At 66.7% G+C, this 18,664-nt stretch carries 20 protein-coding genes; 8 read left to right on the top strand and 12 right to left on the bottom strand.

Translation table 11 applies throughout. The features are described from left to right. Positions 1–20: 20 nt before the first annotated feature. Positions 21–1,364 (bottom strand): calcium-binding protein, encoded by a 1,344-nt coding sequence (locus tag ABLE91_RS08925; RefSeq protein ID WP_348930446.1) that lies wholly within the window; start codon positions 1,362–1,364, stop codon positions 21–23. Positions 1,365–1,703: 339 nt separating this feature from the next. Between ABLE91_RS08925 and ABLE91_RS08920 the strand changes: the two genes are divergently transcribed. Continuing rightward, positions 1,704–1,829 (top strand): hypothetical protein, encoded by a 126-nt coding sequence (locus tag ABLE91_RS08920; protein WP_348930445.1) that lies wholly within the window; start codon positions 1,704–1,706, stop codon positions 1,827–1,829. On the opposite strand, the gene ABLE91_RS08915 is transcribed toward ABLE91_RS08920, so the two are convergent. From ABLE91_RS08915 to ABLE91_RS08905, 3 genes are all read right to left on the bottom strand, one after another. Continuing rightward, positions 1,830–2,858, bottom strand: a complete 1,029-nt coding sequence (locus ABLE91_RS08915; protein WP_348930444.1) for an LLM class flavin-dependent oxidoreductase — start codon at positions 2,856–2,858, stop codon at positions 1,830–1,832. 324 nt (positions 2,859–3,182) lie between these two features. After that, complete coding sequence (locus tag ABLE91_RS08910; protein ID WP_348930443.1) at positions 3,183–3,968, bottom strand: SDR family NAD(P)-dependent oxidoreductase; 786 nt, start codon at positions 3,966–3,968, stop codon at positions 3,183–3,185. Positions 3,969–4,212: 244 nt separating this feature from the next. Next, positions 4,213–5,139: a LysR family transcriptional regulator gene (locus ABLE91_RS08905; protein WP_348930442.1), complete on the bottom strand. Its 927-nt coding sequence runs from the start codon at positions 5,137–5,139 to the stop codon at positions 4,213–4,215. 125 nt (positions 5,140–5,264) lie between these two features. Between ABLE91_RS08905 and ABLE91_RS08900 the strand changes: the two genes are divergently transcribed. The 3 genes from ABLE91_RS08900 to ABLE91_RS08890 all read left to right on the top strand — a co-directional run bounded on the left by ABLE91_RS08900 (position 5,265) and on the right by ABLE91_RS08890 (position 8,080). Then, positions 5,265–6,017: an SDR family NAD(P)-dependent oxidoreductase gene (locus ABLE91_RS08900; RefSeq protein WP_348930441.1), complete on the top strand. Its 753-nt coding sequence runs from the start codon at positions 5,265–5,267 to the stop codon at positions 6,015–6,017. Positions 6,018–6,111: 94 nt separating this feature from the next. Then, complete coding sequence (locus ABLE91_RS08895; RefSeq protein ID WP_348930440.1) at positions 6,112–7,050, top strand: hypothetical protein; 939 nt, start codon at positions 6,112–6,114, stop codon at positions 7,048–7,050. A 100-nt stretch (positions 7,051–7,150) separates the two neighbouring features. Continuing rightward, positions 7,151–8,080 (top strand): histone deacetylase family protein, encoded by a 930-nt coding sequence (locus tag ABLE91_RS08890; RefSeq protein ID WP_348930439.1) that lies wholly within the window; start codon positions 7,151–7,153, stop codon positions 8,078–8,080. A 146-nt stretch (positions 8,081–8,226) separates the two neighbouring features. Here the strand turns inward: ABLE91_RS08890 and ABLE91_RS08885 are convergent, their stop codons facing one another. Beyond that, positions 8,227–8,925 carry a TIGR00266 family protein gene (locus tag ABLE91_RS08885; protein WP_348930438.1) on the bottom strand — a complete coding sequence of 233 codons (699 nt, stop codon included), beginning with the start codon at positions 8,923–8,925 and terminating at the stop codon, positions 8,227–8,229. A gap of 101 nt (positions 8,926–9,026) precedes the next feature. Between ABLE91_RS08885 and ABLE91_RS08880 the strand changes: the two genes are divergently transcribed. Beyond that, positions 9,027–10,097 carry a hypothetical protein gene (locus tag ABLE91_RS08880; RefSeq protein WP_348930437.1) on the top strand — a complete coding sequence of 357 codons (1,071 nt, stop codon included), beginning with the start codon at positions 9,027–9,029 and terminating at the stop codon, positions 10,095–10,097. A gap of 199 nt (positions 10,098–10,296) precedes the next feature. Here ABLE91_RS08880 and ABLE91_RS08875 read toward each other — a convergent pair whose 3' ends face one another. Further along, on the bottom strand, positions 10,297–10,662 hold the full coding sequence (locus ABLE91_RS08875) for a winged helix-turn-helix transcriptional regulator (protein WP_348930436.1): 366 nt from the start codon (positions 10,660–10,662) through the stop codon (positions 10,297–10,299). Positions 10,663–10,781: 119 nt separating this feature from the next. Here ABLE91_RS08875 and ABLE91_RS08870 point away from each other — a divergent pair, with 119 nt between their 5' ends. Beyond that, positions 10,782–11,393: an NAD(P)-dependent oxidoreductase gene (locus tag ABLE91_RS08870; RefSeq protein WP_348930435.1), complete on the top strand. Its 612-nt coding sequence runs from the start codon at positions 10,782–10,784 to the stop codon at positions 11,391–11,393. A gap of 177 nt (positions 11,394–11,570) precedes the next feature. Here the strand turns inward: ABLE91_RS08870 and groL are convergent, their stop codons facing one another. Then, positions 11,571–13,208, bottom strand: coding sequence for a chaperonin GroEL (gene groL, locus ABLE91_RS08865; protein ID WP_348930434.1), 1,638 nt, complete (start codon positions 13,206–13,208; stop codon positions 11,571–11,573). 50 nt (positions 13,209–13,258) lie between these two features. Beyond that, positions 13,259–13,546 (bottom strand): co-chaperone GroES, encoded by a 288-nt coding sequence (gene groES / locus ABLE91_RS08860; RefSeq protein ID WP_348930433.1) that lies wholly within the window; start codon positions 13,544–13,546, stop codon positions 13,259–13,261. 292 nt (positions 13,547–13,838) lie between these two features. Here groES and ABLE91_RS08855 point away from each other — a divergent pair, with 292 nt between their 5' ends. After that, complete coding sequence (locus tag ABLE91_RS08855; protein WP_348930432.1) at positions 13,839–14,354, top strand: hypothetical protein; 516 nt, start codon at positions 13,839–13,841, stop codon at positions 14,352–14,354. A 207-nt stretch (positions 14,355–14,561) separates the two neighbouring features. Further along, entirely contained in the window at positions 14,562–15,839 is a 1,278-nt protein-coding gene (gene cytX, locus ABLE91_RS08850; RefSeq protein ID WP_348930431.1) for a putative hydroxymethylpyrimidine transporter CytX, read from the top strand. Positions 15,840–16,028: 189 nt separating this feature from the next. Here the strand turns inward: cytX and ABLE91_RS08845 are convergent, their stop codons facing one another. From ABLE91_RS08845 to lepA, 4 genes are all read right to left on the bottom strand, one after another. Next, positions 16,029–16,211, bottom strand: a complete 183-nt coding sequence (locus ABLE91_RS08845; protein WP_348930430.1) for a YegP family protein — start codon at positions 16,209–16,211, stop codon at positions 16,029–16,031. A 93-nt stretch (positions 16,212–16,304) separates the two neighbouring features. Beyond that, positions 16,305–16,529, bottom strand: coding sequence for a DUF2283 domain-containing protein (locus ABLE91_RS08840; RefSeq protein WP_348930429.1), 225 nt, complete (start codon positions 16,527–16,529; stop codon positions 16,305–16,307). Further along, positions 16,517–16,777 (bottom strand): DUF4258 domain-containing protein, encoded by a 261-nt coding sequence (locus tag ABLE91_RS28945; RefSeq protein WP_510181922.1) that lies wholly within the window; start codon positions 16,775–16,777, stop codon positions 16,517–16,519. The genes ABLE91_RS08840 and ABLE91_RS28945 overlap by 13 nt, the downstream gene beginning before the upstream one ends. Positions 16,778–16,798: 21 nt before the next feature. Continuing rightward, positions 16,799–18,604: a translation elongation factor 4 gene (gene lepA, locus ABLE91_RS08835; RefSeq protein WP_348930428.1), complete on the bottom strand. Its 1,806-nt coding sequence runs from the start codon at positions 18,602–18,604 to the stop codon at positions 16,799–16,801. Between the last annotated feature and the right edge of the window lie 60 nt (positions 18,605–18,664).

Genomic DNA, 18,664 nt, shown 5'->3' with positions numbered 1-18,664 from the left:
GCTTCGGCGGAGGGGACGGTTCACACCAGCAGGAAATTGTCCGCCGTCAGGTCCGCGACGTGCACGCCCTCCAGCAGGATGCCGGAGGTCCAGGGGCGGTCGTCATTGAGGTCGATATAGACCCCGTCCGCCGTGTCCGACGCGTGGGCGAGGAAATCCTCGAAGGAATGGATGTTGCCCCAGTCCTGCGCCTTCAGGGTCAGCTGGATGTGGTCGCCATCCTTGCCGGCCTCGAAGTCCACGATGCGATCCCGGCTGCCGTTTTCGCGGTCATAGACGAAGGTGTCCTCGCCGCTGCCGCCGAACAGCAGGTCGTTGCCGTTGCCGCCGACGAGGATGTCGTCGCCGGCGCCGCCGCGCATCACGTCGTGGCCGTCGCCGCCTTCCAGCCGGTCGGACTCGTTCTCCCAGGCGGTTCCGCCGAACATGGAATCGTTGCCGGCGCCGCCGAAGAGCTGGTCCTCGCCGCTGCCGCCTTCCATCCGGTCATTGCCGGTGCCGCCGAACAGGCGGTCGTTGTCGGTGCCGCCCAGCAGCAGGTCGTTGCCGGCATCGCCCAGCAGGAGATCCGCGCCGGAGAGACCTTGCAACTGGTCGTTCCCCGCCCCGCCCTCGAGCCTGTCATCGCCGATGCCGCCGATCACCAGGTCGTTTCCGCCGCCACCCCGGATCAGGTCGTTGCCGGCGTCGCCGAACAGGGTGTCGGAGGAGGAGCCGCCGATGATGACGTCGTCACCGCCGGAGCCGCCGACGTGGAAATGCTCAATGTTTTCGAACGCTGCGCCGCTCGGCGCCGTGCCGGTCGTGACGTCGATCTCTCCGGGCGTGTTGTAGTCCAGCGAGACGTAAAGCGTGTCGCTGCCGTCGCCGCCGTCCACCACCGCATTCCCGTCGATATGGATGGTGTCGTCGCCGCCGCCGGCATCGATCACGTCCCGCCCGCCATGGGCGAAGATCTCGTTGGCGCCGTCATTGCCGATGAGGACGTCGTCATGGTCCGTGGCGTTGATGTTCTCGATGCCGGTGAGGGTGTCGCCCGTGGCATCGCCGCCCGCGCCCACGCCGCTGGCGAGATCGACTATGACGCCAACAGGGGAATTGTAGTACCGGACCTCATCAATGCCGGACCCGCCGTCCAGGTGGTCGGCACCGGGGCCGCCCTCCAGGCTATCATCGCCTTCGCCGCCCAGAAGCGTGTCGTCCCCGTCGCCTCCCAGGAGCGTGTCGTTGCCCGTGCCGCCTTCGATCAGGTCGTTCCCGGCTTCGCCGGAGGCATAGTCCCAACCGCCCAGGCCCTGGATATGGTCGTCCTCGCCCGTGCCATGCAGTTGATCGCTCCAAAATCCGCCCACGATGTCTGCCATGATCTCCTCCTTGCGCCGGGGCGTCGCGGAGCTGGAACTCAGCCGCCCGCGTGAGGAAGTACTTGGTTAATATGCCTCCAGTTGGGTTTACTTTAGGCGAGATTGCGTATGAGAAGCGGGCTTATAATCAGATCTTACTTTGATAATAGAAACAATATTTTCGTATTCTGAAAAGACAGAGTAAAATTCGTAACGTTCATGTATCTGTTAACTTAGGATGCCAGTCTGGCGCAAGCTTCGCGCAAGCTCCGTGTGGCCTCATTGTGGCAAGACGGTATGGCAGGCTTGGCCATTCGAGGCGGGCCTTGAGCGCGGATCACCTCCAGAAGGGGGGCGTAAATGTCCACGGTCATGATGGTCGTCGTGCTGGCCGTGCCGGCCGTCCTCATCTTCGCAGCCCTGAGGGGCATGATGCAGGCGAAGCGCGCGCCGGTGCGGGTGGTGAGCCGCCGGCGCACGCTCTGATCACGCCAGCAGCTCCCGCACCATGGGGATCACTTTCGTCCCATAGAGCTCGATGCAGCGCATGAGCCGCTCGTGGGGGATCGGCCCGCCGCTATATTTCAGGTCGAAGCGGGAGATGCCCAGCGCCTGCGCGGTGGCGGTGATCTTGCGGGCCACCGTCTCGGGTGAGCCCACATAGAGCGAGCCGTGGTCCGCCTCCTGGTCGAACTCCGCCCGGCTCATGGGCGGCCAGCCGCGCTCGGCGCCGATGCGGTCACGCATCTTCTTGTAATCGGGGAACAGTTCCTCGCGGGCCTGCGCGTCCGTATCCGCGATATAGCCCGGCGAATGAACGCCGATCGGCAAAAGCGGCTTTTCCAGCTGGTTCAATGCGCGGTGGTAGAGCTCCACATAAGGGCGGAAGCGCTTGGGGTCGCCGCCGATGATGGCGAGCATGAGCGGCAGGCCGTAGCGCGCCGCCCGCACCACCGATTCCGGCGTGCCGCCCACCCCGATCCAGGCCTTGAGCCGCCCATGCTCGATGGGCGGGAAGACCTTCTGGTCCTTCAGCGGCGGGCGGATGGACCCTTCCCAGGTGACCGGCGCGTTCGACAGCAGCGCTGCGAACAGGTCCAGCTTCTCGGAGAACAGGGTCTCGTACTCGCTCAGGGGAAAGCCGAACAGGGGGAAGCTTTCCGTGAACGAGCCGCGCCCGAGGATCACCTCTGCCCGGCCGTTGGACACCGCATCCAGCGTCGAGAAGCGCTGGAACACGCGGATGGGATCGTCGGAGGAGAGCACGGTCACCGCCGAGCCCAGCCGGATGCGCTTGGTCTGCCCCGCAATGGCGGCCAGCACCGTCTCGGGCGAGGAGATGGCGAAATCGGCTCGGTGATGCTCGCCGAGGCCGATGAAGTCCACGCCGAGCCTGTCCGCCAGCACCGCCTCGGCGACGATGTCGCGGATCACCTGCGCATGGGAAAGGAGGGCGCCGTCCGGGCCTGAGGTGACGTCGCCGAACGTGTCGAGGCCGAGTTCGAGATGGGGCAAGGGAGACGCTCCAGGCTGGCTTTGATTGGCTCATAGCAGATTTGGGAGCGGCCGGCGGACGGCGCCATTGTCCCCGTGCAACGCGCCCCTTGCAGAACGGCAAGGGGATCGCTCCGCCATCGCTGACGTGCCCCCTCTCCCGCTTGCGGGGGCCGGGTTTTCCACCTCTCCCCGAGGGGGAGAGGTCGACGCCGTAGGCGGCGGGTGAGGGGGCCCCGGCGTTTCAGGACTGGAGAGGGTGGTCCCCCCTCACCCCAACCCTCTCCCCCGCGGGGAGAGGGGGCATGCGGCCGATTGTGCGGACACGCGGCCCATAAACTCAGCTCACGGCACGCGCGAGGGCCGCATCCCGCCATAGGTCGCCATATGCGAGCCCACCAGCCAGCCGCAATCCACCGGCAGGTTCACGCCCGTGATGGCCGAAGCCTCGTCGGAGAGGAGGAAGGCGGCGGCCTTGCCCACATCCTCCACCGTCACGAAGCGCCCCATGGCGGCGGTGTCGGTGAGCTGGCGCGGGTCGCGCTGGCCGCTGTCGATGGCCTTCTGGAGCGAGGGCGTCGCCACATAGCCCGGCGAGATGCAGTTCACCCGCACCCCGGAGCGCCCCCATTCCGCCGCGAGGCACTGGGTGACGCCGACCACCGCCGCCTTGCTGGGGCCATAGGCATGCAGCGGCACCGCCCGGAGCGAGGTGACCGAGCCGATGGTGACGATGGCGCCGTGCCCGCGCTTCGCCATGTGGGTGCCGAAGGCCACGGCGGTGAGGTAGGTGCCGCGCAGGTTCACCGACATGACCTTGTCGAAATCCATGGGGTCGAACGCTTCCGGCGGCGTCGGCGGCTGAAGCACGCCGGCGCTGGTGACGAGCGCCGCGATGGGCCCGAACCGCCATTGCGCCTCCTCCGCCGCCGCTTCCACGGCCGCCGCGTCGGTCACGTCGAACGGCAGCGCCTTCGCGCCCAGCCGCTCCGCCGTCTCCTCCGCCGAGTCCGCGCGCACATCGCTGATGACGACGCTCCACCCCTTCTCCACCAGGATGCGCGCGCAGCCCTCTCCGATGCCGGAAGCTCCGCCCGTGACGAGGGCGAGACGGGGGTGGGACTGGGGCATTGGCGTTCCTCTCTTTGTGCTTGATCTCAGGGCTACAGCCGGCGGGAAGGTGCGTCCAGCCTCAGGTTTTACCGGCACTCGAGGAAGAGAGGCCAGGGAACCACCGTCATGGCCGGGCTTGTCCCGGCCATCCACGAGGCTCCGCGGGGTGCGCACGCAACGGGGAGACGTGGATGCCCGGGACAAGCCCGGGCATGACGGCTCTGAGGGGGATTCATTCGTCCCTCTGAATGTCGATACAGCCCTAGCCCAGGGCCCCTTCCGGCGAAGGTCCGGACAAAGCCCGGTCCCTGAAAAGCTCTGCCAGATGGTTGATCCAGGCGCGCACGTGGGTCGGAAGGCCGACCCGGGTGGTGAAGACCAGATGCACGATGCCCGCCTGCCCGTGCCAGTCGGGATAGAGCCGCACCAGCGCGCCGCTGCGCAGCGCGGCCGTGCAGGCGTGGTCGGGCAGAAGCGCGATGCCGACGCCCGCCTCCGCTGCTGCGCGCAGGGTTGGGAAGTCCGCGCAGGCGAGGCGTGGCGTATGGGTCAGCGCGTGGGTCCGGCCATCGGGGCCTTCGAGGTTCCAGGTGACGGGGCCTGTCTCTTCCGTCGAGGAGAGGGTGGGAAGCGTGGCGAGGCTGGAAATCTCCTGCGTCTCCAGCCGGTTCGCCACGGCCGGGGCGGCGATGAGGATGCGCCGGCTATGGGCCAGGGTCCGCATGGTGAGGGCCGCATCCGTGTCGAGCTTAACCCGCACCCGCAGCGCCACGTCGATGGCCTCCTGGATCAGGTCAACCGGCCGGTCCACGGCGAGGATGCGCACATTCACCTTGGGATGGCGCTGGAGGAAATCCGGCAGGCTGCCCGAAATGGTGTCCAGAAGGCCGGTGGGGCAGGAGAAGCGCACGGTGCCGCGTGGCTCGGCCTGCGCCGCCTGGACTACGGCTTCCGCACGCTCCATCTCCGCCAGCGCGCCGCGACAGTGCGCGTGGAAAGACTGGCCGATCTCGGTCACGCGGAAGCGGCGCGACGAGCGCTCGATGAGCCGCGCGCCCAGCCGCGCTTCCAATTGCGCGACGCGCCGGGAGAGCTTGGATTTGGGCAGGTGCAGCGCCCGCCCGGCGGCGGCGAAGCCGCCATGCTCCACCACCTTGGCGAAGAAGAAGAGGTCGTTCAGGTCCTGCATGGCCTATCATCGTTTCATCAATAGAACGAAGAGTGCCATATTCGCTGTCTACTCGCATCATCGTTCCAGAAATAGCTTGTCTCCATCGCAGCGACATCACGCGCTGCCAGCAAGGAGCCAAGACAATGAGCAGGAAGCTTGAAGGCAAAGTCGCAGTGGTCACCGGCGGCACCACCGGCATCGGCCTCGGCATCGCCAAGCGTTTCGCCCTGGAAGGTGCGACGGTGTTCGTCACCGGCCGCCGGCAGGCGGAACTGGACGTGGCCGTGAAAGCCATCGGCCCCAACGCCATCGGCGTGCAGAGCGACGTCTCCAATCTCGCCGATCTGGACCGCCTTTATGATGCGGTCCAGCAGAAGGCGTCCCACATCGATATCCTCGCGGCCAATGCCGGCGGCGGCAGCTTCGCCCCGCTCGGCGCCATCACCGAGGAAGATTTCGACAAGACCTTCGCCATCAATGTGAAGGGCACGCTGTTCACGGTGCAGAAGGCGCTGCCGCTGCTGCGGGACGGGGCGTCCATCATCCTGACCTCGTCCACCTCCACCACCCGTGCCATCCCCGCCTTCAGCGTCTATGGCGCCACCAAGGCGGCGATCCGCAATTTCGCCCGGCACTGGATCCTCGATTTGAAGGACCGGCACATCCGGGTGAACGCCATCAGCCCGGGACCGACCCTGACGCCGGGCCTGTCCGGCCTGGCCTCGACCGAGGAGGAGTGGAAGCAGCTCGAGACTATGCTCGCTGCGCAGGTCCCGCTCGGCCGCATTGCCGATCCGGACGAGATCGGCAAGGCGGCGGTCTTCCTGGCCTCCGATGACGCGAGCTTCGTCAACGGCGTGGAGCTCTTCGTCGATGGCGGCATGGCGCAGATCTGAACGCGCTCGCCTGACGGACGGGGCACTCGACACAGCCCGCCGCCCCTGAAAATATCCCCCCGGCGCAGGGCTTCCCCCGCGCCGGGGGCTATCCATGTCATTCTCGATTCTTCGCGCCATGGGGCTCGTGCTGCGCACGTGGCCGTTCATCGTCCTGCGCATCGCCATCTCCTCCCTCATCGGCTTGGCTTACGTCTTCGCCATCGGCGCAGGGGCGGGGATCGGCTGGGCGGTGGGGCGCGCGTGGGAGGATATGAGCCCTCTCGGGGCGCTGGCGGGCGGGTTCATCGGCTTCTGTGTCGCCTGGGGCGTTTTCCTGTGGCTGCGGGCGTGGCTGGTCTATTTCGTCAAGGCCGGCCATGTGGCCGCGCTCACTCTGGCGCTGGCGGGCGAGCCGCTGCCGCTCGCCTTCGGGCAGGTGGGCTATGCGCTCGGCGTGGTGCGCGAGCGGTTTCTGGAGATCAACGCGCTGTTCGTGCTGGACCAGTTGGTGAGGGCGGCGGTGGCCGGCGTCACGGGGGTGCTCAGCGGCATGGCGTCCTTCACCCGCGTGCCGGTGCTGGAGGGGCTCATGGCCTTCATCAGCGGGGTGCTCCAGACCTCCACCCAGTTCGTGGACGAGATCATCCTCGCCTACAATGTGCGCAACCAGTCCAAGGACCCCTGGCGCACCGCGCAGGACGCACTGGTGCTCTATGCCCAGAACGGCTGGACCATTCTCGGCAATGCGATCGGCCTCACGGTGCTCACGGCGGTCGTGGGGATTTTTCTGCTGGTGATCATCATCGGCCCGGCGGGCGCGTGGGCGTTCTATGTTCAGACCCCGGAAAGCTATGTGGCCCTCGCGGTCTCGGCCGTGGCGGCCTTTGTCTTCCTCTCGGCGATCATGGAGCCCTTCTGCATCGCCTGCCTCATGCAGGTCTTCTTCACCGCCATCGAGGGCGAGACGCCGGATCCCGCGTGGCGCCAGCGCCTTTCGGGCGTATCCTCGAAATTCGAGGAACTGGGCCGGCGCGCCGCAGCGAGTTTCTGAGCGAGCTTCTGAAGCGGGCTTCTGACGCGGCCCCGTTTCCCGGCACCTGGAATATGGTATGCCGAAACCAGACCCTCCTCCAGAGAGGCCCTGACGCCAGATGTCCACGCTCTTCATCACCGCTCCCGCCGGTCTCCAGCACCTCACCCCTCCCGGCCATCCCGAGCGGGTGGACCGGCTGAAGGCGCTCGACCGCGTCTTCGAGCAGGAGAAGTTCTCGACCCTCCTGCGCGAGAACGCACCGCGCGGCGAGCGCGAGGACATCATCCGCGTGCATCCGGCGGACTTCGTGGACGCCATGGAGGAGGCCTCGCCCACTGAGGGGCTGGTGCGCATCGATTCCGACACGGTCATGTCGCCGGGAAGCTGGGAGGCGGTGCTGCGCGCCGTGGGCGGCGCCTGCTATGCGGTGGACGAGGTGGTGGCGCGCAAGGTGGACAATGCCTTCGTCTGCACCCGCCCGCCGGGCCACCATTGCGAGACGCGCCGGCCCATGGGCTTCTGCCTGCTCAACCAGGTGGCCATCGCCGCCCGCCATGCCCAGAAGGTCCATGGCCTCGACCGCGTGGCCATCGTGGATTTCGACGTGCACCACGGCAACGGCTCGCAGGAAATCTTCTGGGCCGATGACAGCGTGCTCTACGCCTCCACCCATGAGATGCCGCTCTATCCCGGCACCGGCGCGGTCACCGAGACCGGCGCGGTGGGCACCATCGTCAACGCGCCTTTGCGCTCGGGCGATGACGGGGAGAAGTTCAGGGAGGCCATGGAAAGCCGCATCCTGCCGCGGCTCGAGACCTTCGCGCCGGAGCTGATCCTCATCTCGGCAGGCTTCGATGCCCACAAGAACGACCCGCTCGCCTCGCTGCGGCTGGTGGACACGGATTTCGGCTGGATCACCAAGCGGCTCATGGAGATCGCCGACAAGAAGTCCGGCGGGCGCGTGGTCTCCGTGCTGGAGGGCGGCTACGATTTGGAGGGGCTTGCCACCTCCGCAGCGGCGCACGTGACGGCGCTGATGCGGGGGTAGGCCAAGGCGCCTCCCATAAGAACCGCCGTCATGCCCGGGCTTGACCCGGGCATCCACGTCTCGCCGTTGGCCGTCTCTCGCGGAGCCCCGTGGATGGCCGGGTCAAGCCCGGCCATGACGATCCGAAGAGAACACGGCTCTCCGACCTACCGCCGCTCCGCCGTGGGCAGATACGGCTGGAGCGCGTGCGCCAGCTTCGACGGCGTCAGCGATTGCAGCCAGATCTTCCCCGGCCCGGTGAGCTGCGCCAGGAACAGGCCGTCGCCGCCGAACAGCATGTTCTTCACCCCGCGCATCATGGTGATCTCGAAGTTCACGCTCTCCTCGAACATGCCCACATGGCCGGGATGGACGAGAAGGCTCTGCCCCGGCTCCAGGGAATAGGAGACGATCTCCCCGCCCAGCTCCACGAACGCCTTGCCGTGGCCGGTGAGGCGCTGGAGCACGAAGCCCTCGCCGCCGAACAGCCCCGAGCCCAGCGACTGCTGGAAGCCCACGGAGATTTCCAGCCCGTGGGCGCCGGCGAGGAACCCGCTCCGCTGCACCATGAAGCCCCGGCCGGAGGCCACATCCACCTCCAGGATGTTGCCCGGCACGGTGGCGGCGAAGGAGACGAGGCCCTCTCCGCCCTGGGCGGTGAACTCGGTCATGAACAGGCCGCCGCCGGAGATGGCGCGGCCGATGGCGCCGAAGAAGCCGCTGGCGCCGCCCGTGGCCATGGTGGTGTTGAGCACCACGTTGGGCGTCATCCAGGAGAGCCGGTCCGGCTCGGCGATCAGCGTCTCTCCGGGGGAAAGGGTGACTTGCAGGACGGGAAGCGTGGAGCCGGTGATTTCGGTGCGCATGATCGCCACGATGTTGGGGCAGGGAAGGGGAGCTTGATGGTATCAAGCGGCCGGGGCAACCCCCCGGCCCTGCCGAAACGCGCTCCTCCCGCCGGTGCCGCATGAAGACTGGTTTCCTCACCCTCGCGACGCTTCTCGCTTTTGCCGCCCCGCTCACGCCCGCCGGGGCGCAGACCGCCCCTGACCTTCCGGCTGCGGGCAAGACCGTGTTCCTGCCCTACCTCAACGCCCCGCTGGCGGGTGATCCCATCACCCATCCTCCCGCGCTCAGCCTGTCCATTGGCGGGCGGGCGGTGCGGGCCACCATGGATACCGGCTCCACCGGCATCGTGGTGGCGGCGCGGCTGATCCCGGACCTGGACACGCTGCCGGTCGTCGGCCCCGGCACGCTCACCTATACGAGCTCGGGCCGCGTGATGACCGGCGACTGGGTGATGGCGCCCGTGACCATCGCCGGCACCAACGGCGCGGAAGTGACGACGCGGCCCATGCCCGTGCTGGCGGTGAAGCGGGTGGACTGCCTGAAGACCGCTCGCAACTGCAAGCCGCGCATGGATCCCACAGGCATCGCCATGCTGGGGGTGGGCTTTGCCCGGCAGGGCGACCGGCAGATGCAGAGCGCGCCGGACCGCAACCCCTTCCTCAGCCTTCCCGACATGGGCAGCGTGGATAAGCCCGGCGCCATGCGGCGCGGCTATATGGTGACGAAACGCGGCGTCACGCTGGGGCTCAATCCCGATACGGCGAAGGATTTCTCGTTCATCAAGCTTGAGAAGAGCAAGGATTTCCCCGACTGGGCCGCGACCCCTGCCTGCCTGTCCCTCGCCGGCCGGCAGCCCCCGGCCTGCGGGACGGCCCTGGTGGATACGGGGGTGTCCACCATGTATCTCACCTTGCCGCCCGAGCAGCAGGCGGGCCAGATCGCGCGGGGGGCGGACGGCAAGCGGGCGCTCAACGCCGGCGCCCGTCTCGACATCGCCTTCGGCGCGCCGGGCGGCCCGGCTTATGGCTTCGCGGTGGGGGATAGGACGAACCTCCTCGCACCCGAGCACATCGTCCTGGTGCCGCACGCGCACCGGGTGTTCGTGAACACCAGCGTGCGCCTGCTGAACGGGTTCGACTATCTCTACGACGCGGACGGCGGCTTCGTGGGGTTCCGGGCGCGGAAATAGCGCGTGGTGCTCCCTGACAAGGCGGGCCGCCGGCGCTCACCTCTCGGGGAGCACTGCCTTATTCCCTCTCCCGCTTGCGGGGGAGGGTTAGGGAGGGGGAAGGGTGCCCGCCGCAGACCTTGATGCGTTGCTCTGCTTGAAGTGCCCCCTCCCCAGCCCTCCCCCGCAAGCGGGAGAGGGGGCCCGATGGGCAAAGTTCCTAAGCCGCCTTGCGCCCGTCGAACTGCGCCTGGGCCTTGGCGATCTGGTCGATATGCTCGCTCGCCCAATGCGCGAGGGGCGCCAGCGTGCGCTCCAGCGAGGCGCCGAGCGGGGTGATGGCATATTCTACCGTTACCGGCACGGTGGGATAGGCATGGCGGGTGACGAGGCCGTCCCTCTCCAGGCTCTTCAGGGTCTGCGACAGCACTTTCTGCGACACGCCCTCCACCCGCCGGCGCAAGGCGTTGAAGCGGGTCGGGCGCTCGGCGACGGCGGTGAGCAGAAGCACCGTCCATTTGTCGGCGATGCGGTCGAGGATGACGCGCGTGGGGCATTGGGCCTGGAAGGGGTCCGGGTTCAGCATGTCCTGTCCCTCGTCTCGGGTTTCCCGCGGGAAACCAGATGACTGCAAAGTGCCTTCTTACATATTACTCTCTTTTCCTCCATCTGGTTTCTATCAGATACCAGATGGAGTGTCCTCACATGAAGATCGCATTGGTCGGCGCCTCCGGCGCCGTGGGCTCCCGCGTCCTGAAAGAGCTTTCCGCGCGCGGGCATCAAGTGACTGCCATCGCCCGCGACCCCTCCCGCATCGCGGCCGCGCCGGGCGTCACGGCGGTCGCGGGGGATGCCGGCACGGTCGAGGGGCTGTCGCCGCTGCTGAAAGGGCATGACGCGGTGGTCACGGCCATTCACTTCACGGCCAGCGATGCAGGAACCCTCATCGCCGCCGTGAAGGCATCCGGGGTGCCGCGCTATCTGGTGGTGGGCGGCGCGGGCAGCCTTGAGGTGTCGCCGGGTGTCGCCCTCTACGACGCGCCGGGCTTTCCTGCCGTGTATCTGGCCGAGGCGAAGGCGGGCGGCGCCTTCCTGGGATTGCTGAAGGCGGAGCCCGCGCTCGACTGGACCTTCCTGTCGCCCTCAGCCGAATTCGTGCCGGGCGAGCGCACCGGGCAGTTCCGGCTGGGCGGCGACCAGCTCCTCACCTCCGCCTCCGGCCGCAGCTTCATCAGCTTCGAGGATTTCGCGGTGGCGCTGGTGGACGAGATCGAGCAGCCGCGCCATTCCAGGACGCGCTTCACTGTCGGGTATTGAGTGAAGGCAGCGCGTTCCACGGTAGCCCTCATGCTCGGGCTTGACCCGAGCATCTCCCTCCACCTTGGGGGAAAGATCCCCGGATCAAGTCCGGGGATGACGCCTGAAAAGGTTGGGCTTCAAACAAAAAGGGCGCGGCGAAAGCCGCGCCCTTTCCGTTTTACGTGATGGACGTCCTCAGAAGTCCATGCCGCCCATGCCGCCGCCCGGCATGGAAGGCATGCCGGAGTCCTTCTTCGGCAGGTCGGCGACCAGCGCCTCGGTGGTCACCAGCAGGCCGGCCACGGAAGCCGCGTCCTGCAGAGCGGTGCGCACCACCTTCGCCGGATCGACGATGCCGGTGGCGATCATGTCCACATACTCTTCGGTCTGCGCATTGAAGCCGAAGTTCTGGTCGTTGGAGTCCTGCACCTTGCCGACCACGATGGAGCCCTCGACGCCCGAATTCTCGGCGATCTGCCGGATGGGGGCCTCGAGCGCGCGCAGCACGATCTTGATGCCGGCGAGGATGTCGGGATTGTCCGAGGTCACCTGCTCGGCGGCCTTCTTGGCCCGCAGCAGCGCAATGCCGCCGCCGGGGACGATGCCTTCTTCCACCGCAGCGCGGGTGGCGTTCAGGGCGTCGTCGACGCGGTCCTTCTTCTCCTTGACTTCCACTTCCGTGGAGCCGCCGACGCGGATCACCGCGACGCCACCGGCGAGCTTGGCCAGGCGCTCCTGGAGCTTCTCGCGGTCGTAGTCCGAGGAGGTCTCCTCGATCTGCGCCTTGATCTGCGCGATGCGGGAATCGATGTCGGCCTTCTCGCCGACGCCGTCCACGATGGTGGTCTTCTCCTTCTCGAGGATCACCTTCTTGGCGCGGCCGAGCATGTCGAGCGTGACATTCTCAAGCTTGATGCCGAGGTCCTCGGAGATCACCTGGCCGCCGGTGAGGATCGCGATGTCCTCCAGCATGGCCTTGCGGCGGTCGCCGAAGCCGGGAGCCTTCACGGCCGCAACCTTCAGGCCGCCGCGCAGGCGGTTGACGACCAGGGTGGCCAGGGCCTCGCCCTCGACGTCCTCGGCCACGATCACCAGCGGCTTGCCGGACTGCACCACGGCTTCGAGCACGGGCAGGATGGGCTGGAGGCCGGAGAGCTTCTTCTCGAAGATGAGGAGATAGGGATCTTCCATCTCGGCGATCATCTTCTCCGCATTCGTGATGAAATACGGGGAGAGATAGCCGCGGTCGAACTGCATGCCTTCCACGACATCCAGCTCGGTGTCGGCGGTCTTGGCCTCTTCGACCGTGATCACGCCTTCATTGCCGACCCGCTGCATGGCGCCGGCGATCATCTCGCCGATGGACGCATCGCCGTTGGCGGAGATGGTGCCGACCTGCGCGACTTCCGCGGAGGAGGAGACCTTCTTGGCGCGGGCCTGGATGTCCTTGATGGCCGCGGCGACGGCGAGATCGATGCCGCGCTTCAGGTCCATGGGGTTCATGCCGGCGGCAACCGCCTTGGCGCCTTCCTTCACGATGGCCTGGGCCAGCACGGTCGCGGTGGTGGTGCCGTCGCCAGCCTTGTCGTTGGTCTTGGAAGCGACTTCGCGGACCAGCTGGGCGCCGAGGTTCTCGAACCGGTCCTCAAGCTCGATTTCCTTGGCGACGGTCACGCCGTCCTTGGTGATGCGCGGGGCGCCGAACGACTTCTCGATCACCACGTTGCGGCCCTTGGGGCCGAGGGTGACCTTCACCGCATTGGCGAGAATGTCGACGCCGCGCAGCAGCTTCTCGCGGGCATCGCCCGCAAATTTTACGTCCTTGGCAGCCATGTGCCGTGCTCCTTGAAAGAGAAAAATTCGTTAGTCGGAAAAACGAAACCTCAGGCGATCACGCCGAGGATGTCGCTTTCCTTCATGATCAGCAGATCCTGGCCGTCCACCTTCACTTCGGTGCCGGACCACTTGCCGAACAGCACGCGGTCGCCCGCCTTCACGTCCAGGGGAACAACCTTGCCGCTCTCGTCGCGGGCGCCGGGGCCCACGGAGACCACCTCGCCCTCCTGGGGCTTTTCCTTGGCGGTGTCGGGGATGATGATGCCGCCGGCAGTCTTCTGTTCAGCTTCAATGCGCTTCACAACCACGCGGTCGTGCAGGGGGCGGAAGGACATGGGCCTGATCCTCTCAAATGTCTGCGGGCCTCGGCCCGCGGCCTTTGGCACTCACCGAGCGGGAGTGCCAGACTGCCGCCCGGAGATAGGCAGGGTGTCAGCCTCCGTCAAGCAGCGTCCTTACCTTTATGTAACAGATCGCAGCCTAGAGTGGGCGATAGCGGGGGCTGAGGAATGCTGTGCCGGCAATGCGCGGCGCACGAATCGACGCCGCCGCCAACAGGCTTTATGGTCCACATCGCCTCGATGTGACGGCGATGCCGCAGTGCTGGCTTCGGCTCGGAGTATGTGAATGTCCCTGCCTTCCCTCCCATCCGGCGGTGCCGGCCTTCCGAAGACCTCCGTCTCCTCGCGCCTTCTCGCCTTCGGCTTCGCGGTGAGCGCCCTCGCCCTCGCCGGCTGCGCTTCCGAGCCCCCCGCGCCGCCAGTCCCGGCCATTCCTCAATTCACCAGCCCCATCCCCGCGTCCGCGCTGGTGGGTCGTTACGGCCTTGCCGCCTATCACCGGCCCGAGGATGCGGTGCGCACCGAGAACCAGGCCCGCGCCCAGTGCAGCAACCCCTACATCATCAGCGCCGGCCCCAATGGCGGCGTGATGATGTATCTCGCCGACGACACTAAGCTCACCGAGGTGATCTCGAAGCAGGTGCCCGGCCAGCCCACCTTCATCGGCCCACCCGAGGACCCGGCCGGTGCCGAGCGCGACCGGCAGGTGGTGAGCTTCAACGGCAACGTGCTGGTGCTGCGCTGGATGGATCCCGAAGTGCAGAAGCGCTACGGCACCATGGTGTATGTGCGCTGCCCGTGAGCAAGAGATAGCCAGCCGCTCCTTTCTGAGCCATAGGCTCCCTCTCCCGCAAGCGGGAGAGGGACCGACGCGGCGTTCGCGGGAAACTGCCATCCCTGGAAATCCTCCGGATTACCCCGCCGCGGCTCGACTTTTCCCAAAGCTGGTCTAGAGGGGAATAGCGGCTCCGCGCGGCCCCAGGCGCCGGGGCGGCCTTCCCGGTGACCCATGGAAACAGCCTCCCCCTCCTATAATCCCCTCGTCCCCGTCGCGCCGGAGCAGCGGGTGTTTTCGGCGCGCGATGCCTTCGCGCTGTGGTTCAGCCTCGGCATCGGCCTGCTGGTGCTCCAGGCGGGTGCGCTCCTGACCCCCGCCTTGAGCCTCGGCATGGCGTTCGCGGCCATCCTGGTAGGCACCGCCTTCGGCGTGGTGCTGCTGGCGGCGGTGGGGGTGATCGGCGCGGATTCCGGCCTTGCCTCCATGGCCATGCTGCGCCCGACCCTGGGCCTGCGCGGCGCCGTCCTGCCCACCCTCATCAATGTGGTGCAACTGGTCGGCTGGGGCGCGTTCGAGATCATCGTCATGGGCGAGGCGGCGGACGCGCTCGCGAAATCCGCCTTCGGCTTCTCCCTCCCCGGCCTCTGGACCCTGCTGTTCGGCGGCCTTGCCACCCTGATCGCCGTGATGGGGCCGGTCTCCTTCGTGCGGCGGTTCCTGAGGGCCTGGGGCCTCTGGCTGCTACTGGCGGCGGCGGCGTGGCTCACCTTCCGCCTTCTCGCGCAGAACGATCTTGCCGGCCTCTTCGAAAAGCCGGGCACGGGGGACATGAGCTTCGGCGGCGCGGTGGACCTTGTGGTGGCGATGCCGCTCTCCTGGCTGCCGCTCATCGCCGATTATACCCGCTTCGGCCGCACCCCCGGCGCCATGTTCCGGGGCAGCGCGCTGGGCTATCTCGTGGCGAACATCTGGTTCTATGGCCTCGGCGCCGCCTACGGCCTCGCCTCGGGCGGGGAGGTCTCGCTGGTGGCGGCGCTCGCCAGCGCCGGCGGCGGGCTGGCTTTGCTGCTGATCCTGTTGGACGAGACCGACAACGCCTTCGCCGACATTCATTCCGCCGCCGTCTCCGCCGTGACGCTAACGCCCGGCAAGGTGCCGGTGATGGCGCTGGGCTTCGGCGTGGTCTGCACCCTGATCGCCCTCGCCGTGCCGCTGGCGCAGTATGAGGGCTTCCTCCTCCTCATCGGCTCCATCTTCGCGCCCTTGTTCGGCGTGGTGCTGGCGGACCATTTCATCGTCCGCCGCCGGGTGCTCGCCACCGCCGAGATCGATCGCAAAGGCGGTGCCTATTGGTTTTCCGGCGGCTGGCGCCTCGCCGGCATCGGCGCCTGGGCGCTGGGTATCGCCACCTTCCATGTGGTTAACGCCGTCCTGCCGGGCCTCGGCGCGACGCTGCCTTCGCTGCTGGTGGCAGGAGCGGCGTTTGTGGTGGTGGGGCGGGAGGAATAGTGGCGTCACGAGACGGCTGACAGCTATTCACTCGTCCATTCGGCCAGGGCCTCGATCCAATCGTCGATGGCCACGTTCTCCGGGTGAAGGTGAAGCCGCGCCGCTGCATCGCGCAAAAGTGTGTGCTCGGCGCAACGATATGCGATGCGGTCTTGATCTGGGTTCAAGCAATGTCGGCGGGAGCGATCGTCAGCCTTTGGTATGGTCGTCCACCTTGGCGTCGGACGCGTTCTTCTTGATGGACTCGATAGCCGCCAGGGCCGACGCCTTGGCCTTGTAGCCCTCGGAGGAGAACATAGTTTCCCCATTGGATGCTTTGAAGCGGAAACGGAACTCGCCAGCCTTGTCCTTGTAGACCTCGAACGTAGCCATGGTGCGCTCCTTCAGTGGACACGAACAGCCATGGCCGAGCCTGCACCATCTTGAAGGTTCAGGCAAAGGTTTGGATGTGTTGCAGTGCCGTGCTTATTCCGCCGCGTCGATGCTTCGCGGATTGGGCCTGCGGGCGTTTCGCCATGCACCGGGCGCAAGGCGGCTGCTGGCATTCAAGACTTCAATGCCGATGATGCGGCCTTGAGAATCATAGTCGAGCACCACGTCGGACGCGGTCTCGGCAGACTGGGCGATCTCCCCCTTGCCGACATAGATATAGACTGCGTCAGCCTCGGGGTCATAGGTCATGTCGGCCATGGCGGCCTCGCATCTCTATCGAAGAACACAGTTATAACGCGGATTTCGCTGGCGGTCTCCACGCAGACCACCTGAAGGATGCGGCCGCCATTCTCCGGAATGGGGCGGAAGCAGCGGCGCTGATCTGAATCCGTGCCGTCAGGCAGGGTCCAAAGTGGCGAGCGAACCGTCGAGGACACCCAGTCCAGCCGAATGCCTCTTTCGCCCGCCTTCTGCGACGCGTGGGCAGTCAGCGTGATCGGCTTCATGCCCGCCCCGCTTGAGTGCTCTCAATCGTCCATCTTCAGCGCGGCGATGAAGGCTTCCTGGGGAATCTCCACCTTGCCGAACTGGCGCATCTTCTTCTTGCCTTCCTTCTGCTTGTCCAGAAGCTTGCGCTTTCGCGAGATGTCGCCGCCATAGCACTTTGCGGTCACATCCTTGCGCAGCGCCTTGATGGTCTCGCGGGCGATGATCTTGGCGCCGATGGCGGCCTGGATCGGAATGTTGAACAGATGCTGGGGGATCAGATCCTTCAGCTTCTCGCACATGGCCCGGCCGCGGTGCTCGGCGCGGGCGCGGTGGACCAGCATGGAGAGGGCGTCCACCGGCTCGGCATTCACCAGCAGCGACATCTTCACGAGGTCGCCCTCGCGATAGTCGGTGATGTTGTAGTCGAACGAAGCATAGCCCTTGGAGATGGACTTCAGCCGGTCGTAGAAGTCGAACACCACTTCGTTGAGCGGCAGGTCGTAGGTGACCATGGCGCGCGCGCCCACATAGGTCAGCTCGATCTGGTTGCCGCGCCGGTCCTGGCAGAGCTTCAGCACACTGCCGAGATAGTCGTCCGGGGTGAGGATGGTGGCCCGGATCCAGGGCTCGCGGATCTCCTTGATCTTCACCACGTCCGGCATGTCGGCCGGATTGTGCATGTCGATCACCGAGCCGTCGTTCATCTCGATCTCGTAGATGACCGAGGGTGCGGTGGCGATGAGGTCGAGGTTGAACTCGCGCTCCAGCCGTTCCTGAATGATTTCCAGGTGCAACAACCCCAGGAACCCGCAGCGGAAGCCGAAGCCCAGTGCCGCCGAGGTCTCCATTTCGAAGGAGAAGGAGGCATCGTTGAGGCGCAGCTTGCCCATGGCGGCGCGCAGGTCCTCGAAGGCAGCGGCGTCCACCGGGAACAGGCCGCAGAACACCACCGGCTGGGCCGGCTTGAAGCCCGGCAGCGGCTCGGCGGCGGGGCGCTTCTCCTCGGTGATGGTGTCGCCCACGCGGGTGTCCGCCACCTCCTTGATGGAGCCGTTGAGGAAGCCGATGTCGCCGGGGCCGAGCTCCGCCATGGCCACCATCTTGGGCGTGAACACGCCCACGCGGTCCACGTCATAGGTGGCCTCAGTGCGCATCATCTTGATGTGCTGGCCCTTCTTCAGCACGCCATCCACCACGCGCACCAGCACGACGACGCCCAGATACGTGTCGTACCAGCTGTCCACCAGCAGCGCCTTGAGCGGCGCGTCGCGGTCGCCCATGGGCGGAGGCAGGCGAGTGACGATGGCTTCCAGCACCTGGTCCACGTTCAGCCCGGTCTTGGCCGAGATGCCGATAGCGTCGGAGGCGTCGATGCCGATCACGTCCTCGATCTGCGCCTTCACCTTCTCCGGCTCGGCGGCGGGCAGGTCGATCTTGTTGAGGACCGGGACGATGTCGTGATTGTTGTCGATGGCCTGGTAGACGTTGGCCAGCGTCTGCGCCTCCACTCCCTGGGAGGCGTCCACCACCAGCAGCGAGCCCTCCACGGCGGCGAGCGAACGGTTCACCTCATAGGCGAAGTCCACGTGCCCGGGGGTATCGATGAGGTTGAGCGTATAGGTCTCGCCGTCCTTGGCCTTGTAGGAGAGGCGGACCGTCTGCGCCTTGATGGTGATGCCGCGCTCGCGCTCGATGTCCATGCTGTCGAGCACCTGGTCCGTCATCTCGCGTTCGGTCAGCCCGCCCGTGATCTGGATCAGGCGGTCGGCGAGTGTGGACTTCCCATGGTCGATATGGGCGACGATGGAAAAGTTGCGGATGTTCTTCTGGGCGCTGGCGGTCATCCGCGCCGCATAGCATTGGCCCGGAAGGGCCACAAGGCTGGGCACGTCCGTCGGATGAGA

The sequence above is a fragment of the Aquabacter albus genome (assembly GCF_040049275.1).
Classification (GTDB): Bacteria; Pseudomonadota; Alphaproteobacteria; order Rhizobiales; family Xanthobacteraceae; genus Aquabacter.
Note: the sequence above shows the minus strand (reverse complement) of the source record. Positions and strands in the feature narration are given on the sequence as shown.

Bases quoted from the DNA above. Each gene is read 5' to 3' on its own strand.
- ABLE91_RS08925 (WP_348930446.1), bottom strand. From the start codon at position 1,364: ATGGCAGACATCGTGGGCGGATTTTGGAGCGATCAACTGCATGGCACG.
- ABLE91_RS08920 (WP_348930445.1), top strand. From the start codon at position 1,704: ATGTCCACGGTCATGATGGTCGTCGTGCTGGCCGTGCCGGCCGTCCTC.
- ABLE91_RS08910 (WP_348930443.1), bottom strand. From the start codon at position 3,968: ATGCCCCAGTCCCACCCCCGTCTCGCCCTCGTCACGGGCGGAGCTTCC.
- ABLE91_RS08905 (WP_348930442.1), bottom strand. From the start codon at position 5,139: ATGCAGGACCTGAACGACCTCTTCTTCTTCGCCAAGGTGGTGGAGCAT.
- ABLE91_RS08900 (WP_348930441.1), top strand. From the start codon at position 5,265: ATGAGCAGGAAGCTTGAAGGCAAAGTCGCAGTGGTCACCGGCGGCACC.
- ABLE91_RS08895 (WP_348930440.1), top strand. From the start codon at position 6,112: ATGTCATTCTCGATTCTTCGCGCCATGGGGCTCGTGCTGCGCACGTGG.
- ABLE91_RS08890 (WP_348930439.1), top strand. From the start codon at position 7,151: ATGTCCACGCTCTTCATCACCGCTCCCGCCGGTCTCCAGCACCTCACC.
- ABLE91_RS08885 (WP_348930438.1), bottom strand. From the start codon at position 8,925: ATGCGCACCGAAATCACCGGCTCCACGCTTCCCGTCCTGCAAGTCACC.
- ABLE91_RS08880 (WP_348930437.1), top strand. From the start codon at position 9,027: ATGAAGACTGGTTTCCTCACCCTCGCGACGCTTCTCGCTTTTGCCGCC.
- ABLE91_RS08875 (WP_348930436.1), bottom strand. From the start codon at position 10,662: ATGCTGAACCCGGACCCCTTCCAGGCCCAATGCCCCACGCGCGTCATC.
- ABLE91_RS08870 (WP_348930435.1), top strand. From the start codon at position 10,782: ATGAAGATCGCATTGGTCGGCGCCTCCGGCGCCGTGGGCTCCCGCGTC.
- groL (WP_348930434.1), bottom strand. From the start codon at position 13,208: ATGGCTGCCAAGGACGTAAAATTTGCGGGCGATGCCCGCGAGAAGCTG.
- groES (WP_348930433.1), bottom strand. From the start codon at position 13,546: ATGTCCTTCCGCCCCCTGCACGACCGCGTGGTTGTGAAGCGCATTGAA.
- ABLE91_RS08855 (WP_348930432.1), top strand. From the start codon at position 13,839: ATGTCCCTGCCTTCCCTCCCATCCGGCGGTGCCGGCCTTCCGAAGACC.
- cytX (WP_348930431.1), top strand. From the start codon at position 14,562: ATGGAAACAGCCTCCCCCTCCTATAATCCCCTCGTCCCCGTCGCGCCG.
- ABLE91_RS08845 (WP_348930430.1), bottom strand. From the start codon at position 16,211: ATGGCTACGTTCGAGGTCTACAAGGACAAGGCTGGCGAGTTCCGTTTC.
- ABLE91_RS08840 (WP_348930429.1), bottom strand. From the start codon at position 16,529: ATGGCCGACATGACCTATGACCCCGAGGCTGACGCAGTCTATATCTAT.
- ABLE91_RS28945 (WP_510181922.1), bottom strand. From the start codon at position 16,777: ATGAAGCCGATCACGCTGACTGCCCACGCGTCGCAGAAGGCGGGCGAA.
- lepA (WP_348930428.1), bottom strand. From the start codon at position 18,604: ATGACCGCCAGCGCCCAGAAGAACATCCGCAACTTTTCCATCGTCGCC.